The organism is Streptomyces sp. KR80, from assembly GCF_052245555.1.
Classification (GTDB): Bacteria; Actinomycetota; Actinomycetes; order Streptomycetales; family Streptomycetaceae; genus Streptomyces.
In genome coordinates this window covers 103,890-120,366 of record NZ_JBQQCD010000009.1, presented here as the reverse complement: position 1 = coordinate 120,366, position 16,477 = coordinate 103,890, and the positions used below count along the sequence as shown (strand labels likewise).

Here is a 16,477-nt window from a genome sequence, read left to right as displayed (position 1 = left end):
CCGAACCCGCGCCGCCCGTGTCCGGGAAAGTGCTGGTCAGCCTGGCTTCGGCAGGGCCGTAAGTCGCTACGCGACCTGGACGATCTCCAGCGCCGTCGTTGTATCGGCGGCTTCTGGTGCCCGCACGGCGCCTGGCAATCGGACTGGGAAGCGAGAAGAACGACCGGAATGAGAACAGAGATCCGATATGGGGGAGTATGGTCGGGGAAAGCGCAGGAGAAGCATGCTTCTGGGCAGGAAGTAGGTCCGAGTGGCGGTCGAGTGGGACAACGTCGGAGCGCTCAACAGCGCCCATGACCACTTCCTGGACGGTCTGCCGGTGGGTGGCGGTGTGCGGGAATCGGTCCTGCGCTCCTGGCAGCGGTGCCGGTCACAGGGGGTCACCGCCGATCATGTCGATGTCCTGTATCACCAGGATGTGGACTTCGGCGGCCTCCTCCACCACATCGCCGGGCCGGTCCTCGACGATCTGGAGGCGAAGGTCTCCGGCATCAAGGTGAGCGTCTTCCTCTGCGACGAGCAGGCGCGTGTGTTGTCACGTCGCGTGGGCGAACCGTCACTCAACGGGTTCCTCGACAGTATCGACCTCTGTCCAGGCTTCGGCTTCTCCGAGCCGGTCGTCGGCACCAACGGGATGGGCACCGCGCTCGCCGACCGGCGCCCGTCGTTCATCTGCGGGCGCGAGCACTTCGCCGACGCCATGCGGACGTACGCCTGTGCCGCCACTCCGATCCGCGATCCGTTCAGCGGACGGATCCTGGGGGCGCTGGATGTGACGTGTGAGCGCGCCGACGCCGAGACCTCGATGCTGCGCCTGGTCAACGAGACGGTCGAGCTCATCGAACGGCGCCTGCTCGACCAGATCCGGGGCCGTGAACGTGCCTTGCTCCATGTCTTCCTGCGGGCTCGCCGCCGCGCGGGCGTCGCGGCGAGCTGGTTCGACCAACCGGTCTCCATGGGCTTGCTCCCTGATGACCTGCTGGAGCAGCGCGACCGTATCGTCCTGCTGGAGAAGGCGGCGGAGATGATCTCCGCAGGACGCGCCTGCCTCGCAGAGGTGGAGCTTTCCCACCGGCGCTTCGCCACTGTGTTGAGCCGACCGGTGCACAGCCCCACCGGGCTGACGGGGGTCGCAGTGGAAGCCGTACTGCCCGATGGAGCGCTGCGCTGCCTGGGTGCCCAGGCGAACAGCACAACTGGGGACATCACCATGCCGGCCGACAGCCTCACCCCGGGCAAGGCACCTGTCATGCTGCTGCCGAGACCGCACGCCGTGCTCCCCGCGCACTCCGTGCCACCCGCCCGCAAGCCGCCGCCGGAAACCGCTCGGGACTGGCTGGTCGCGGTGGGCGAGCCGGGCGTGGGGCGCTTGGCCCTGCTGGCCCGGCAACGCCTGTCGCTCCTCGGCGAGGCCGGGGCCAGGATCGGCACCACGCTCGATGTGGCGCGCACCGCCGAGGAGTTGACCGAGGTGGCGGTCCCGAGCTTCGCCGACTTCGTCGCCGTCGACCTGCCCGACGCGGTGCTCAGCGGCGAGGAGCCGACCGGCCCCGGTGAGCCCGTCCGCCGCGTCGCGCTCAAGGGCATCCGCCCGGACTCGCACCTGCATGAAGTGAACGCCTTGATCACCTTCGTCCCGTCCACCCCGGCAGCGATCAGCCTGGCGGCTGAGAGACCGATCCTCGAACCCGATCTGCACAAGGCGGCCGGATGGATCGCCCAGGACCCGCCCCGCGCCGAGCGCATCCGTGAAGCGGGCATCCACTCACTGATCACGGTGCCGCTGCGCGCTCGCGGCATGGTCCTCGGCGTGGTCAGCTTCTACCGCTCCGAGCGGCCCGCTCCCTTCGAGGAGGACGATCTCTCCCTCGCCGAGGAACTGGTCGGCCGTGCGGCCGTCTGCATCGACAACGCCCGCCGCTACACCCGTGAGCACGCCACCGCCCTTGCCCTGCAGACCAGCCTGCTGCCCCATGACGAACCCGAGCAGAACGCCGTCGAGGTCGCGCACCGTTATCTGCCCGCGCACGGCGGCACCAGGGGCGACTGGTTCGACGTCATCCCGCTCTCCGGAGCGCGGGTGGCACTCGTCGTCGGCGACGTGGTCGGCCACGGGCTGTGCGCTTCCGCCACGATGGGGCGACTGCGCATCGCCGTGCGCAACTTCTCCGATCTCGACCTGCCGGTCGACGAGGTCCTGGCCCACCTCGACGACCTGGTCGACCGTCTCGATCTCGAACAGGACGCGCGAGGTATGGCCGGGGAGGTGATCGCGGGCGCCACCTGCCTGTACGCGGTCTACGATCCGGTCTCCCGGCGCCTGACCGCGGCCAGCGCCGGCCACCCGGTGCCCGCGCTGATACGCCCGGACGGCACCGTGGAGTTCCCCGATATGCCGCTCGGGCCGCCGCTCGGCCTGGGAAGCCTGCCGTTCGAGACCGTCGAGTTGGAGCTGGACGAGGGCAGTCAACTGGTGCTCTTCACCAACGGCCTGGTCTGCGATCGCTACCGGGACACCGACACCATGCTCGCCGCGATGCGCGACTCGCTTGCCAGTTCCGCAGGCAGCCCCGAGCAGATCTGCCGCACCCTGCTTGAGACCTTGCCCCCACCCGAGCCGCAGGACGATGTGGCGCTGCTCGTCGCAGGCACCCGTGCCCTGGACTACGGGCGGGTGGCGCGCTGGGACCTCCCCGCCGACCCGTCCGCCGTCTCCGCCCTGCGTTCGGCGGTCACCAGCCAGTTGGCGGCCTGGGGGCTGGACGAGCTGGGGTTCGCCACCGAATTGCTCATCAGCGAGCTCGCCACCAATGCCATCCGCTACGGCGGTCCACCCATCGAGGTACGGCTGCTCCGTGACCGCGCGCTGATCTGCGAGGTCACGGACGGCAGCAGCACCTCCCCCCGGCTGCGCCGCGCCAGCACCACCGACGAGGGCGGCCGTGGCCTCTTCCTCGTCGCGCAACTCGCTCAACGCTGGGGCACGCGCTACACCGGCGACGGCAAGGTCATCTGGACGGAACAGCCGTACCCGGCAACTAGCTTCCCCTCGTAACGTAGTGGCCGTGGTTGCAGGGGAAGTTGGGAGTAGCGGGCCTCATGCCGCCAGCCTCCGAAGAACAGGGAGGGGCGGTCTGGGCTCGTGCCGGTCGTCCCGGGGGCGGGTCGGTGAGTGCATCCAGGCCTTGGGCGCCCTGGCGCAGGTTCGCATTGCGGGGGGAATCCACCATGGAAAGGATTCTCGAGATGGCGGGCGCATACGAGATCCGCCACGAACAGCTGCCGGAGCGGAATCGCGGCACTCATGGGCACGCTGCCAGTCGTCTCTGACTGGCTGAATCTGCATATGTTTGATAAATAGGCCCACAGGGCCGCATACCTGCCGATGGCCGTGCGTATGCTCACCAGCCTCGCAGGTGAGGAGAAAATGTTCGATTTGAGCGCACCGATCTTGACCACTTTCGTGGTCTATCTGGTCGCCATGATCGGAGTGGGTGTCTGGGCCTACACCCGCACCCGCACCTTCGCCGACTTCGCCTTGGGCGGCCGCAGACTTAACGCGCTGGTCGCCGCCCTGTCCGCGGGGGCCAGTGACATGTCCGGCTGGCTGTTCCTGGCGCTTCCCGGAGCCGTGTACGCGACGGGCATCGGCGCCAGCTGGATCGCTATTGGTCTGGCGATCGGCACCTACCTCAACTGGCTGTTCGTCGCCCCCCGGCTGCGCACCTACACCGAGCGCGCCGGTAACGCCGTGAGCCTGTCGGCCTATCTGGAGGAACGGTTCGAGGACCGCACCCGGATACTCCGGATCGTCTCGGCGGCGGTCACCGTCGTGTTCTTCACCGTCTACGTCGCCAGTGGCCTGGTAGCCGGCGGGTTGCTGTTCGAGCAGGTCCTCAACGTCGACTTCGAGCTCGGGGTGACCCTGACCGCCCTGGTGATCGTTGTCTACTCCTGCCTTGGTGGCTTCCTCGCCGTAAGCCTGACGCACGTCGTGCAGGCCTCGCTGATGTTCCTCGCACTGCTCGTGCTCCCTGTGGTCGGTATCGGGGTGCTCGGGGGCTTCGGGGCGCTGGGCGATGCCCTCAGCGACAAGACACCAACCCTGCTGGACATGGGGGCCGAGGCCAGATTCGCCGACGGCGCGTGGTCGGCAGGCGGGTCGCTCGGCGCCGTCGCGATCATCTCGCTGCTCGCCTGGGGCCTTGGTTACTTCGGCCAGCCGCACATCCTGGCCCGCTTCATGGGCATCCGCAGCATCCACGCCATCCCCGCGGCCCGGCGCATCGGAACAGGCTGGGTGCTCGTCGTGCTCGCCGGAGCTTCGCTCGTCGGCCTCGTGGGAATCGGGCAGCTCGACAGGCCGCTCGACAACCCGGAGACCGTGTTCATCGCCCTGACCCAGGTCCTGCTCGATCCCTGGGTCGCGGGCATCATGCTGGTTGCCGTACTGGCCGCGATCATGTCGACCGCGGACAGCCAGCTTCTTGTGTCGTCGATCGCTCTCACCGAGGACTTCTACCGCGCGTTCCTCAACCGGCGGGCCTCGGACACGGTGCTGGTGTGGGTCGGGCGCTGCGCCGTGCTGGTGGTGATTCTGGTCGCCTACGTGATCGCGCTCAAGGGCGGCGGAGTGCTGAACATCGTCGCCTATGCCTGGGCGGGCTTCGGCGCCGCCTTCGGGCCGGTCGTCCTCCTCTCGCTGTACTGGCCGCGTATGACATGGGCCGGGGCAATGGCCGGAATCGTGTCGGGCGCGGGCACCGTCCTTCTGTGGAAGGAGATCAATCCGCTGCTCGGACCGCTTGAGTCGGGCATCTACGAGATGGTCCCAGGTGTGCTGGTCGCCACAGTCGCCGCGCTGGTCTTCGGCAGGTTCGTCGGCCGACCCCCGGAACGTGCCTTTTGGCGGATGCCGGGGGGCGGGGTGCACCAGCTGATGCTCGAGCCGTTTCTCGCACACGCACCGGTCGGCATGGCCGTCCTGGACACGGATCTGCGGTACGTCTGGGTGAATGACGTACTGGAGCGCATCATCCCGCTTGAGCGACGCCTGGGGCGGCAGGTGAAGGAGGTTCTGCCGAGGCAGGAAGCGGAGCCATTCCAGGAGAAGATGGAGAGGGTCCTGGAGACCGGGGCTCCGGTGATGGACTACGAATTCCGCGGCCCTACCTATCCCGATCCCCATCGGAAGCGCGCATACTCGGCCTCCTTCTTCGGCATGGAGGACCACCACGGTCAGCGCGTCGGAATCTGGTACATGGTCATCGACGTCACCGAGCGCTGGCAGGCCCAGGAACGCCTGGCCCTGCTGAACGACGCGAGCGGCCGCATCGGCAGCACGCTGGATGTGACGCTGACCGCACAGGAACTGGCCGACGACGCCGTGCCGGTCCTCGCCGACTTCGTCGCCGTCGACCTGCTGGACTCGGTCATGAGAGGTGAGGAGCCGGTTCCCGGGCCGGTCGACAGCACTCCCACCATGCGTCGCGCAGGGCAGAAGTCGGTCCGCGAGGGCTGTCCGGAGGCAGGTCTGGCCGTGGGGGAAGCGGTCCAGCGCACCCCCTCGTCGCCTATGACCCGCTGTCTGCTCGAGAGCAAGACCCTGGTGGAACCGATGGACGCCTCCACCAGTGCGTGGGTGGCCGAAGATCCGGCGCTGGGCGCCGTCGTCCGCGAGTTCGGGTTCCGCACGGTGATGGTGGTGCCGGTGCGGGCTCGCGGCGTCACCCTGGGCGCCACGACCTTCGTCCGGTCCCGGCGTCTGGGTCGCTTCAAGGAGGACGATGTACGTCTCGCCGAGGAACTCGTATCCCGTGCGGCGGTCTGTGTCGACAACGCACGCCGCTTCACCCGCGAGCGCACCGCGGCCCAGGCGATGCAGCGCTTCCTGCTGCCGCACGAGCTGACCGGAGGATCTGCTCTGGAGGTGTCGTCGTGGTACCTCCCGGCGGATGCACCGAGCGGTGTGGGTGGCGACTGGTTCGACGTGATACCGCTCTCCGGGGCCCGGGTCGCACTGGTCGTTGGCGACGTGGTCGGACACGGAATCCATGCCGCGGCAACCATGGGGCGGCTGCGCACGGCCGTACGCACGCTCGCCAACCTGGATCTGCCCCCCGACGAATTGCTGGCCCGCCTCGACGACCTGGTCATCGGCCTCATGGGGGCGCACAGCACCGATGAGGTGGCGGCCGAGAACGAGAGCGTGGCCGCCACGTTCATGGGGGCCACCTGCCTGTACGCCGTGTACGACCCGGTCAACAGGCGGTGCACGCTGGCCCGAGCCGGTCACCTCCCGCCCGTGATCGTCGGCCCCGACGGCGCCGTCGACTTCCTGGACCTGCCCGCCGGACCGCCGCTCGGCCTCGGGGCCCTGCCCTTCGAGTCCGTCGAGCTGGAGCTGGACGAGGGCAGCCTGATCGCGCTCTACACCGACGGCCTCATCGAGGCCTACGATCGGGACATCGGCGTCGGGCTGTCCCGATTGAGCAATGCCCTCGCGGTGCCCGGGCCGACGCTGGAGGAGACCGGCGGCAACGTGGTCAAGGCTATGCTGAGCGGTCCGCCGGCCGACGACGCCGCCCTGCTCCTTGCTCGGACCCGCGTCCTGGAATCGAACCAGGTCGCCTCCTGGGATCTGCCCACTAACCCGGCCATCGTGGCGAGTGCCCGCACCTACGCCGGCCGGCAGTTGTCGGAGTGGGGCATGGATGATCTGCTGTTCACCACGGAGCTGATCGTCAGCGAGCTGGTCACCAACGCCATCCGCTATGCGACCGGACCGATCTGTCTGCGCCTGATCCGGGAGCACGCCCTGATCTGCGAGGTTTCCGACTCCAGCGGCACCTCGCCGCGGCTGCGCCACGCCCGGACCACGGACGAGGGCGGGCGGGGGCTGCTGATCGTCGCGCAGCTCACCCAACGATGGGGCACCCGCTACACGGAGACCGGCAAGATCATCTGGACGGAACAGACCATTCCCTCCGACAAGGTGGCGTGAGCCTGGGCGCCAGAACAGACTGCCAGTGCTCCACTGGGTAACCGACATGTGATCTCGCCGTGCACCGGTAGGGGTTGAGCAGATCGATCGACGGCTGGTAGAACCGCTGGAATTGCCGCACTCTGCTATAGGTGACGCATGAGACCGTGACCGTGGCTGACCGGCTCGTCGGGGGGAACGGACGGGAGAAAAGCATGCTCGGTCGGAGGCCGTCACCGGTCCATCTCGCATCCGCCCATGCTGTGGTGACGGGCGGCTCCAGCGGCATCGGGCTGGCGACCGCCCGGGCACTGGCTGAGCGGGGAACGAAGATCTCCCTCCTGGCCCGGGGACAAGACCGTCTCGAAACGGCGGCGGCTGAACTCCGCCAGACGGGGGCCCACGTGGCCACCAGGCAGGCCGACGTCGCCGACCAGAAGGCACTTACCGCGGCGCTCGCCGGACTCGTCGAGGCCCAGGGGCCCTGCGACATCCTGGTCACCTCCGCCGGTATCGCCAGACCGGGCCACTTCCTGGACCTGCCCGACGACGTCTTCCGCCAGATGATGGAGGTCGACTACTTCGGCACGCTCTACGCGCTGCGGGCGATCGTGCCCAGCATGGTCGACAGGCGACGGGGGAGCGTTGTTGCGGTGTCGTCGGCGGCCGGACTGCTGGGCATCTTCGGCTACAGCGCATACGGCCCGGCCAAGTTCGCCGTCCGGGGGCTGATGGAGTCCGTGCGCGCGGAACTCGCCCCGCACAACGTGCATGCTGGCGTGGTGTTCCCACCGGACGTGGACACCCCCCAACTGGCGGAAGAGAACCGTTGGAAGCCCGCCGAGACGCATGCCATCAGCGGCACGATCAAGCCGCTGTCGGCGGAGGCGGTCGCCACCGCCATTGTGTCCGGTATCGAATCCCGGCAGTTCCTCATCTGCCCCGGCGCGGCGACCCGCGCGCTGGCCCGTTACGGGAGCATCCTGTCGCCCATGCTCAACGGCCGGTTCGATCGGAAGGTCGCCGCGCTGCGCCGGTCCGGGAAGACCCGGTAACGGCCTTCGCAGTCCGCACACCGTTCGGCACGGAGAACCTCGGAGCAGCAAGGTCCGTGAGGCGGGAGAAGCTGTGATCGTCTGGGTGAACGGTGCGTTCGGCAGCGGGAAGCAGGCTGGTGGATGAACTGCGTCCACTCGGCCTTGAGGCGCTCGTCTATGACCCGGAGAAGGTCGGGTATGTGCTGAGAGAGATCGTTGAGATGCCGACGGGGGATTTCCAGGAGCCTGATCCGCAGCGGAACGCGTCGTGACGAGGGGAAGGGCCTTATATGCGACACGTATGCGTCAACGCAGTGGGGCTCACCGCTGCCCTGGTTGTCTGCTTCGCCACGGCCTGCTCCGATCAGGACGACGAGGCCACGCGGACGGCTCGTTCATTCCTCTCCGCCTGGGCGGCGGGCGACGTGGAGAAGGCCGCCTCCTTCACGGACGCGCCGGTTCAGGCGAAGGAGGAACTGGCCCGCATCGACGAAGAACTCGGCATCAAGAAGACGCGGCTGACGCCGGGCACGAAGCAGGATGCACAGAGGGAAGGGGCGGCCCGCGTTCCCTTCCGGGTCGAGCTCACCCTCTCCGGAGCAGGCACCTGGAGGTACCGGTCCAGTGCCGAGGTCAGGAAGTCCGAGGGCGGCGACTGGAAGGTGCACTTCACTCCCGCCGTTCTGCACCCGGAACTGAAGGAGCCGACCAGTCGGCTGATGCTCGACCGGGAGCTCCCTCCCCGCGCCGGGATCCTCGCCGCCGACGGCAGCAACCTCGCACCGGAGACCACCGTGTGGGCGGTCAGTGTCTGGCCCGCCAAGGTCAAGGATCCGCGACGGGTCTACCGCGCACTCGAAGATCCCGAGCTCGGCGTCGACATCGACACCGATGCGCTCAAGTCCCGTGTGAAGGCGGCGAAACCGGACCAGGCTGTTCCGGTGGTCACGCTCAGGGACGGGGTCTTCCGCAAGGTACGGGACAACCTCTCGGCGGCGCGGGGGCTGCAGTTCCACGACTTCGAACGTGCCGTGGCCACCACCGCGAAACCGCTCATCGGCAGCGTTCAGCCGGCCACGGCCGAGACGCTGAAGAACGCCGGGCCGGACGCCGCCGCCACCGATGCCGTCGGAGCCTCAGGGCTCCAGTACCGCTACCAGAAGCAGCTCGCCGGCACCCCGGACATCACCGTGCGAGCCGCCGCCACGCCCGCGTTCGGAGACGGGCGTGTGGTGTACCGCAGCAAGGGCACGCCGGGCAAGCCAGTCGAGACCACCCTCGACCCGCCGACGCAGCGTGCGGCCGAGGCGGCCCTGGCGAGCACGGAGAAGAAGGCGGCGCTGGTCGCGCTGCGCCCCAGCACCGGCGAGATCCTGGCCGTGGCCAATGCCTCGGACTCCGCGGAGAACCTGGCGTTCAACGGCCGTTACCCGCCCGGCTCCACGTTCAAGGTGATCACGGGCGCAGCGCTGCTTCAGTCCGGGGTCACCCCCCGGACGCCGGCGCCGTGTCCCCGTACGGCGAACGTCAACGGGCAGAAGTTCCAGAACCAGGATGCGTTCGACCTGCCCGAGGGAACGACCTTCCGCGACGACTTCGCTCGGTCCTGCAACACGGGGTTCATCGGTCTGCGCGACAAGCTCGGGGACGGTGCGCTGACCGACATGGCCGGCCGGTTCGGCATCGGCGCCAGCTGGGACGTCGGCGCTGTCACCTTCGACGGGAGGGTGCCGACGCATGCGAGCGACAACGACAAGGCCGCGGCCATGATCGGCCAGGGTGAGGTCGAGGTGAGTCCCCTCGCCATGGCGTCGGTTGCCGCCACCGTCAAGGAGGGCTCGTTCAAGCAGCCGGTGCTGGTTCCCCGGGTCGTGCAGAAGAAGCACAAGGCCGCCAGGGAGCTCGACGCGGCTGTCGTGCGGCAGCTGCGTGCCCTGATGGGCGCGGTGGTGACCGACGGATCCGGGTCGGCGCTGCGGGGGATCTCCGGCCGGCCGGGGGCGAAGACCGGCACGGCGGAGTTCGGGGCGGACAGCCCGCCGCGGACCCACGCGTGGATGATCGGCTTCCGGGGAGATCTCGCCTTCGCCGTCTTCCTGGAGGACGGCGGCTCCGGCGGCAAGGACGCCGGTCCCGTGGCGGCGAGCTTCCTGCGAGGGCTGAACTGAGCCCGACGGTGTGGCGTTCGACGCTGGACCGAACGCAATGCAGCCCACGCGACCGGCGGCCCGCAGCATACGAGTGATGCCGGCCGCCGGTCCCAGCTCAGTGCCCGTTGCGAAGCAGCGAACGGACCAGTCGGCAGGTCGTGTCCGACGGCGGGTGGATCCCGATGCGGGCCGCGGTGGTCCGTATCTTGTGGTTGGGGGCGTGCTCAGCGCGGTAGGTACCTGTGTCGAGCAGGGCGATGGCCAGGCGCATGGCCTTCAGTTTGCGGTTGTGGGACTCGTACCATTCGCGCGGCCGTCCGGTCGGCAGCGGTTTTTTCATCAACGGTGTGAGCGGCTTGCTCGTCGGCTTTCTCGCGTGCTTCGTGGTCGACTTCTTCGTGACTGCGGCTACGGCCATCGGCGACCTCCCGGTGCGGTGGTTCGACCCTCACCAACTGCCTCCATTTTACTGCCAGCTGCTGACAAACGCCCTGGCCAGAGCGGGCCTGACCGTCACCGGCCCGGGTGCGAACCCCATCGCCGCCGACAGGATCTGGGCGGCAATGGTCATGGGCGCTTCGTGGGGTGAGCGGGTGGGCGGCGGGCGGCCTCGGCGACGAGGTCGTGCGTGGACTGCCCGTGGGCCACGGGGTGATGGCAGCGGTAGCGGTGCCGCGCGGCGGTGCCCAGATGCGTGCCCGCCCCCGCGTCCGCGAACTCCGGCATGGCGGCCGCGCACACCTCGTCGGCCTTCCAGCAGCGGTTCCGGAACGGGCAGCCGCTCGGCGGCCGGGTCGCCGACGGCACGGGACCGGCCAGCGGAATCGGGTCGATCGGATCGAGCAGCCCCGGCGTCGCCGAGAACAGCGCGCGCGTGTACGGATGCCGGGCCCGGCCGGTGACCTCACCGGCCGGTGCCTCCTCCACGATCCGCCCCAGATACATCGTGATCAGCCGGTCGCTGATCCGCCGCACCGTCTGGATGTCGTGCGACACGAACACCAGCGCAAGTCCCAGTCGCTCCTTCAGGTCCAACAGCAGATTGAGGATCTGCGCCCGCACCGACACGTCGAGCGCACTGGTCGGCTCGTCGGCGACTACCAGCTCCGGTTCGAGCGCCAGTGCCCGGGCGATCGCCACCCGTTGCCGCTGCCCGCCGGACAGCTGGCCCGGCAGCCCTTCGGCGAGCGCGCTCGGTAGCCCGACCAGCGCCATCAACTCCCGTACGCGGTCCTCGCGCTGGGCGGCGGTTCCGTGCCCGTGTACATCGAGGGGATCGCGCAGGATCCGGCGGACCGTCAGCCGCCGGTTCAGCGCGGTCGACGGGTCCTGGAAGACCATGCCGGTGCGGCGGCCGACCGTGGTCCGCCGCTCGGCGGGCCGCATCGCCCATAGGTCGCGGCCCCGGTACGCCACCGTGCCCGAGGTCGGGCGCTGCACCCCCACCAGCACCTTGGCCAGGGTCGACTTGCCGCATCCGGACTCGCCGACGACGCCCAGGGTCTCGCCCGGCTCGACGGTGAGGTCCGCCCCCGTCAGCGCGTACACCCGGTCGCGGGAGAAGAGACCCCCCGTTCGCGCCTTGTGCACCACGTGAACACCGGACAGGGAAAGCAGACTCATGTGACGGCCTCCTCGTCGCCCCCCGGCGCGGGCGCGCCGAGCGCCACGGCAGGATGGTGGCAGGCCACTACATGCTGCCGCCCGTCTCCCGCCAGAGCGGGTGCCGTCGTATGGCACACCTCGCTCGCCATCGGGCAGCGGTCCGCGAAGCGGCAGCCCGCCGGGAAGGCGGCGGGCGACGGTACGACGCCCCGGATCTGCGTCAGCCGCGCGGCCGCCGACTCCAGCGACAGCACCGAACCCAGCAGCCCGCGCGTGTAGTGGTGGGCCGGGGCCGCCACCAGGTCGGCGGTGACACCGCTCTCCACGATCTGCCCGGCGTACATCACGACCACCCGGTCCGTGACGTCCGCGACCAGCGCCAGGTCGTGCGAGACCAGGATCAGCGCGAAGCCCAGCTCCGCACGCAGCCGCAGCAGCACCTCGATCACCTGCGCCTGCACGGTCACGTCCAGCGCGGTCGTCGGCTCGTCCGCGACGATCAGCTTCGGCCCGCGCGACAATGCCATCGCGATCAGGACCCGCTGCCGCTGGCCGCCGGACAGCTCGTGCGGATAGCTGCGCAGCGTACGCTCCGGATCCAGCCCCACCATCTCCAGCAACTCGGCCGCGGACTGCTTTCCCCCACGCCGTACGACCTGCTTCAGCTGCGCCCGGATCGTCATCACCGGGTTCAGCGACGACAGGGCGTCCTGGTAGATCATCGCCATGTCGTGGCCCAGCAGTCGGCGCCGGGCCCGCATCGGCAGGCCGATCAGCTGCCGGGCGTCGAAGGTGACCCGGCCGCGGACGCGGGCGCCCCTCGGCTCCAGACCCATCACCGTCAGCGCGGTCAGCGACTTCCCGCAGCCCGACTCGCCGACCAGTCCCAGGACTTCCCCCGGACGTACGTCGAAACTGATCCCGTCGATGATGTCCACACCGCCGTGCCGGGCGTCGAAGCCGATGGCCAGGCCCTCGACCTCCAGCACCGGAGGGCCCGGCGGCAGCGGCCGGGCACGGGCCCGCAGCCGACGCGCCGCCTCGGTCAGCTCCGGCAGCTCCAGGACCGCGCCGCTGCCCGGCTCCGGCGCCTCCAGCCGGTCCTGCGCCTTCCTGGCCTCCACATCCCGTGCCGCGGGCGCCGCCCACGCGTCCGACACCCCCTCGGAGAGCACGTTCAGGGACAGCACGGTGACGAGCATCAGCAGCCCGGGGAACACCGTCGCCCACCAGCCGCCGGTCAGCACCATGTTCTTACCGTCGGCGATCACGCTGCCCCAGGACGGATCCGGTGGACGCACCCCCGCGCCGATGAACGACAGCGACGCCTCGAAGACGATGGCCTCCGCGACCTGCACCGTGCAGAACACCAGTACCGGCGCAGCGCAGTTGACCGCCACGTGCCGCAGCACGATGTGCGGGGTCCGCGCGCCGATGACGCGTTCGGCGGTGACATAGTCCTCGCCGTACTGGTCCATCACATTGGCCCGTACGACCCGGGCGATCGGCGGCGTGTAGAGGAACGCGATGGCGCAGATCAGCACCGGGATGCCGCCGCCGAACACCGCCACGAGCACAGCGGCCAGCGCGATGCCCGGGAACGCCATCACCACGTCCAGACAGCGCATGAGCGTTTCGTCGACCGCCTTGCGCGAGGTCGCCGCGACCGCCCCGAGGAGTGCCCCCGCGACCAGGGCCAGTGCCGTGGCCCCCAGACCGATCGCGAGCGACCAACGCGCCCCGTACATCAGCCGGCTGAGGATGTCGCGGCCCAGGCTGTCCTGGCCCATCCAGTGCGCGACCGACGGCGCGCCCTCACCGTGGCCGCGGTCCACCAGCGGGGCCTGGTCCAGTGGATCGTGCGGAGCGATGAGCGGCGCGAGCAGGGCCATCAGTACGACGGCGCCGATGACGACCATGGCGATGCGTGAGGCGACGGGCAGCCGGCGCCAGCCGCGCAGCCGGATGCCGGGCCGGGCAAGCCGTTCGGCCAGGCGGCCCCGGTGCAGGAGCGCGGACATCAGTCGGCGCTCCGCAGCCGCGGATTGACCAGCAGGTAGAGGATGTCGATGACGAGGTTCACGATCACGAACCCGAAGGCGGTCGTCAGCACGACGCCCTGCACGACGGCCGGATCGCCGTTCTTCACCGCTTCGATCATGAGCTTCCCCATCCCCGGCAGCGAGAAGATCGTTTCGATCACCACCGCGCCGCCCAGCAGATAGCCGACCCTTAAGCCCAGCACCGTCAGCGGGTTGATGAGTGCGTTCCGCAGCACGTTCCGGCCCACGACCACGACCGGGGGCAGGCCGCTGCCGATCGCGGTGCGCACGTAGTCCTTGTCCAGCTCCTCCACCACCGCCGTTCGCACGATCCGGGTGAGCTGGGCCGCCACCGGCAACGACAGCGCGAACGCCGGCAGCGTCATCGTCTTCAGCCAGCCGCTGAACGAGTCAGCCGGATTGATGTACCCGCCGGTGGGAAACCAGCCCGCATCGACGGCCAGGTACTGGATCATGAGGAGCGCCAGCCAGAAGCCGGGCGCGGCCACTCCGGTGAGGGACACCACCCGGATCAGCTGGTCCGGCAGCCGGTCACGGTAGATCGCCGCCGTCACCCCGAGCACCAGGGCCAGCACCACGGCGATCCCGAGCCCCAGAAAGGTCAGCTGCATGGTGAGCGGCAGCGCCGTGGTGACCTGGTCGACGACCGGCGCCCTGGTCAGCACGCTGATGCCCAGGTCGCCGTGGAGCAGGTCCCCCACGAAGCGGACGTAGCGGACCGGCAGCGGATCGAGCAGCCCGTTCCGCTCACGGAAGTCGTGGAGCTGCTGCTCGGTCGGATTCGCGCCCTGGAAGTACGCCGATGCCGGATCGCTGTCCGAGAACCGCATGACGAGGAAGACGAACAGCACGATGCCCAGCATCAAGGGGGCCAGAAGAGCGATGCGGCGCGCAAGAATCCTGGCGATCGCCACCACGTGCGGCTCCTTGAGATCGTCGCTTCGCCCTCCGACCCGTCGCTTTCTGCCGGCGCTACGCGGGTTTGCCCTGGAGGACGTTGATGCCGGGATACGGCTGGGGCCTGATGCCCGTGATCCTCTTCGGGTCCCAGGCGGTCATCAGCTCGTTGTGCACGACCGGATAGATGACCGCGTTCTCCGCCACCACGTCGATGTAGTCCTGCGTCATCTGCTTCTTCTTCTCGGCATCCGGCTCCCGCGTGGCCTGGTCCATGAGCGTGAACAGCCGTTTGGCCTCGGGGCGGCCGTCCCATCGGGCGTACCGCATCCATAGATTGCCGGGCCCGTAGTTGTAGTGCATGATCAGGTCGGCGTCGAGGCCGAACTGGTTCGGGTTCGAGGCGGCCGCGACAACCTGGAAGTCCTTCTTCTGATCGAGTTTGGTGAACAGCGCCGCGGTCTCCTGCGGCTCGAGCGTGGTCTCCACCCCGACGGCGTCCCAGGAGGCCTTGATGGTGGGCAGGCAGTCCGCGATCCAGCTGACGTTGACCGCCATCAGAGTGATCCGCAGCCCGCTGACGCCGGCCGCTTTCAGTAACGCCCTGGCCTTCTCCGGATCGTACGCAAAGACCGTCTTCGCCTGCCGGTAGGTCGGGTTGGACGCGTTGAGGAAGGACGTGGCGGGCTTGCCGTGCCCCCGGAGCGCCGCGGAGATCATCTTCTCCGTGTCGATCGCGTAGTGCAGCGCCTGGCGCACCCGGACGTCGTCGAAGGGCTTGTGGGCGGTGTTGAAGAGCAGGAAGAGATGGTTCATCCCGGCGCCGCCCTCGACCTTCAGGCCGCTGCTCTCCAGCTGGGCGATGTTGGCGTACGGAATGTTGTCCGCGATCTGCGCACCCGCGCTCGCACCGGAGATCTTCGCCACGCGCGGCGCGGCATCCACGATCGACAGCCAGTTCATCTTCCGGAACGTCGCCTTCCGCGGCCCGTTGTAGCCGTCGAACGCCGCGAACGTGGTGTTGGACTTCGGGTGGTGTGCCGTCTGCCGGTACGGCCCCGAGCCCACCGCCTTCCCCTTCTGTGCCTCGTCCCAGGCGCCCGGCCTCGCGTAGACGTGCTTCGGCATGATCTTGGCGAGGGTCAGCCGCGGAGCCCCGTCCGGGAAGGGAAACTTCAGCACCAGCTCCACCGACCCGTCGTCGATCTTGCGGACCTCCTTCAGCCAGGAGGCGAAGAAGTTCTTGGCGAGCGACGGCGTGTCCGGGTCCAGGATCCGGTCGAAGGTGAAGACGACGTCATCCGCGGTGACCTTCTCGCCGTCGTGCCACGTGGCGCCGTCCCGCAAGGTGAACCTCCAGCGGATGGAGGACAGGTCCGTGGGGATCTCGGTGGCCAGCGCCGGGTACGGCTCACGGCTGATCGGATCGGTGTCCAACAGCCCCTCGTAGATGTGGTGGTTGGCGGCCATGCTGAACGCCGACGCCGTCTGCGTCGGATCCCAGCTCTGGTCGTTGCCGTATCCGATGACCGCGGTCAGCGTTTCCAGGCCGCGCCTGCCGTCTCCGCCGCCGGTGTCGTTCGTGGACTCGGGCCCGGCGGAGCAGGCGGAGAGCGTCGGGGTGAGGGCGGCGGCAGCGCCCACCGCTCCGGAGTACTTGAGGAAGGACCGGCGGTGTAGCGCCGGTTCACGGGTCACGTCACGCACGGTTCCTCCTGGGAGGGGTGGGTGGTGCGGAGTGGT

The 16,477-nt window shown here is 69.1% G+C and carries 9 protein-coding genes and 1 pseudogene; 5 read left to right on the top strand and 5 right to left on the bottom strand.

Annotated elements, in window-relative coordinates:
- Positions 1–250 precede the first annotated feature (250 nt).
- The 5 genes and pseudogenes from ACTWQI_RS15580 to ACTWQI_RS15560 all read left to right on the top strand — a co-directional run bounded on the left by ACTWQI_RS15580 (position 251) and on the right by ACTWQI_RS15560 (position 10,187).
- Positions 251–3,055 (top strand): SpoIIE family protein phosphatase, encoded by a 2,805-nt coding sequence (locus ACTWQI_RS15580; protein ID WP_443270866.1) that lies wholly within the window; start codon positions 251–253, stop codon positions 3,053–3,055.
- Between the two features lie 372 nt (positions 3,056–3,427).
- Positions 3,428–7,003: a sodium/proline symporter PutP gene (putP, locus tag ACTWQI_RS15575; RefSeq protein ID WP_443270864.1), complete on the top strand. Its 3,576-nt coding sequence runs from the start codon at positions 3,428–3,430 to the stop codon at positions 7,001–7,003.
- Between the two features lie 194 nt (positions 7,004–7,197).
- Positions 7,198–8,037 carry an SDR family oxidoreductase gene (locus tag ACTWQI_RS15570; RefSeq protein ID WP_443270862.1) on the top strand — a complete coding sequence of 280 codons (840 nt, stop codon included), beginning with the start codon at positions 7,198–7,200 and terminating at the stop codon, positions 8,035–8,037.
- Positions 8,038–8,110: 73 nt separating this feature from the next.
- Positions 8,111–8,264: pseudogene (locus ACTWQI_RS15565) on the top strand (AAA family ATPase); the annotation flags it as partial.
- A gap of 45 nt (positions 8,265–8,309) precedes the next feature.
- A complete protein-coding gene (locus tag ACTWQI_RS15560; RefSeq protein ID WP_443270860.1) occupies positions 8,310–10,187 on the top strand; it encodes a penicillin-binding transpeptidase domain-containing protein in 1,878 nt (625 codons plus the stop codon).
- A 97-nt stretch (positions 10,188–10,284) separates the two neighbouring features.
- Here ACTWQI_RS15560 and ACTWQI_RS15555 read toward each other — a convergent pair whose 3' ends face one another.
- The 5 genes from ACTWQI_RS15555 to ACTWQI_RS15535 all read right to left on the bottom strand — a co-directional run bounded on the left by ACTWQI_RS15555 (position 10,285) and on the right by ACTWQI_RS15535 (position 16,441).
- Positions 10,285–10,587, bottom strand: a complete 303-nt coding sequence (locus tag ACTWQI_RS15555; RefSeq protein WP_443270859.1) for a hypothetical protein — start codon at positions 10,585–10,587, stop codon at positions 10,285–10,287.
- Positions 10,588–10,736: 149 nt separating this feature from the next.
- Entirely contained in the window at positions 10,737–11,792 is a 1,056-nt protein-coding gene (locus ACTWQI_RS15550; RefSeq protein ID WP_443270857.1) for an oligopeptide/dipeptide ABC transporter ATP-binding protein, read from the bottom strand.
- On the bottom strand, positions 11,789–13,795 hold the full coding sequence (locus ACTWQI_RS15545) for a dipeptide/oligopeptide/nickel ABC transporter permease/ATP-binding protein (RefSeq protein WP_443270855.1): 2,007 nt from the start codon (positions 13,793–13,795) through the stop codon (positions 11,789–11,791). The genes ACTWQI_RS15550 and ACTWQI_RS15545 overlap by 4 nt, the downstream gene beginning before the upstream one ends.
- Complete coding sequence (locus ACTWQI_RS15540; RefSeq protein ID WP_443270853.1) at positions 13,795–14,754, bottom strand: ABC transporter permease; 960 nt, start codon at positions 14,752–14,754, stop codon at positions 13,795–13,797. Before ACTWQI_RS15540 ends, ACTWQI_RS15545 begins: the two co-directional genes overlap by 1 nt.
- 55 nt (positions 14,755–14,809) lie before the next feature.
- Entirely contained in the window at positions 14,810–16,441 is a 1,632-nt protein-coding gene (locus tag ACTWQI_RS15535; RefSeq protein WP_443270852.1) for an ABC transporter substrate-binding protein, read from the bottom strand.
- Positions 16,442–16,477: the final 36 nt, after the last annotated feature.

Bases quoted from the DNA above. Each gene is read 5' to 3' on its own strand.
- ACTWQI_RS15555 (WP_443270859.1), bottom strand. From the start codon at position 10,587: ATGGCCGTAGCCGCAGTCACGAAGAAGTCGACCACGAAGCACGCGAGA.
- ACTWQI_RS15550 (WP_443270857.1), bottom strand. From the start codon at position 11,792: ATGAGTCTGCTTTCCCTGTCCGGTGTTCACGTGGTGCACAAGGCGCGA.
- ACTWQI_RS15560 (WP_443270860.1), top strand. From the start codon at position 8,310: ATGCGACACGTATGCGTCAACGCAGTGGGGCTCACCGCTGCCCTGGTT.
- ACTWQI_RS15545 (WP_443270855.1), bottom strand. From the start codon at position 13,795: ATGTCCGCGCTCCTGCACCGGGGCCGCCTGGCCGAACGGCTTGCCCGG.
- putP (WP_443270864.1), top strand. From the start codon at position 3,428: ATGTTCGATTTGAGCGCACCGATCTTGACCACTTTCGTGGTCTATCTG.
- ACTWQI_RS15570 (WP_443270862.1), top strand. From the start codon at position 7,198: ATGCTCGGTCGGAGGCCGTCACCGGTCCATCTCGCATCCGCCCATGCT.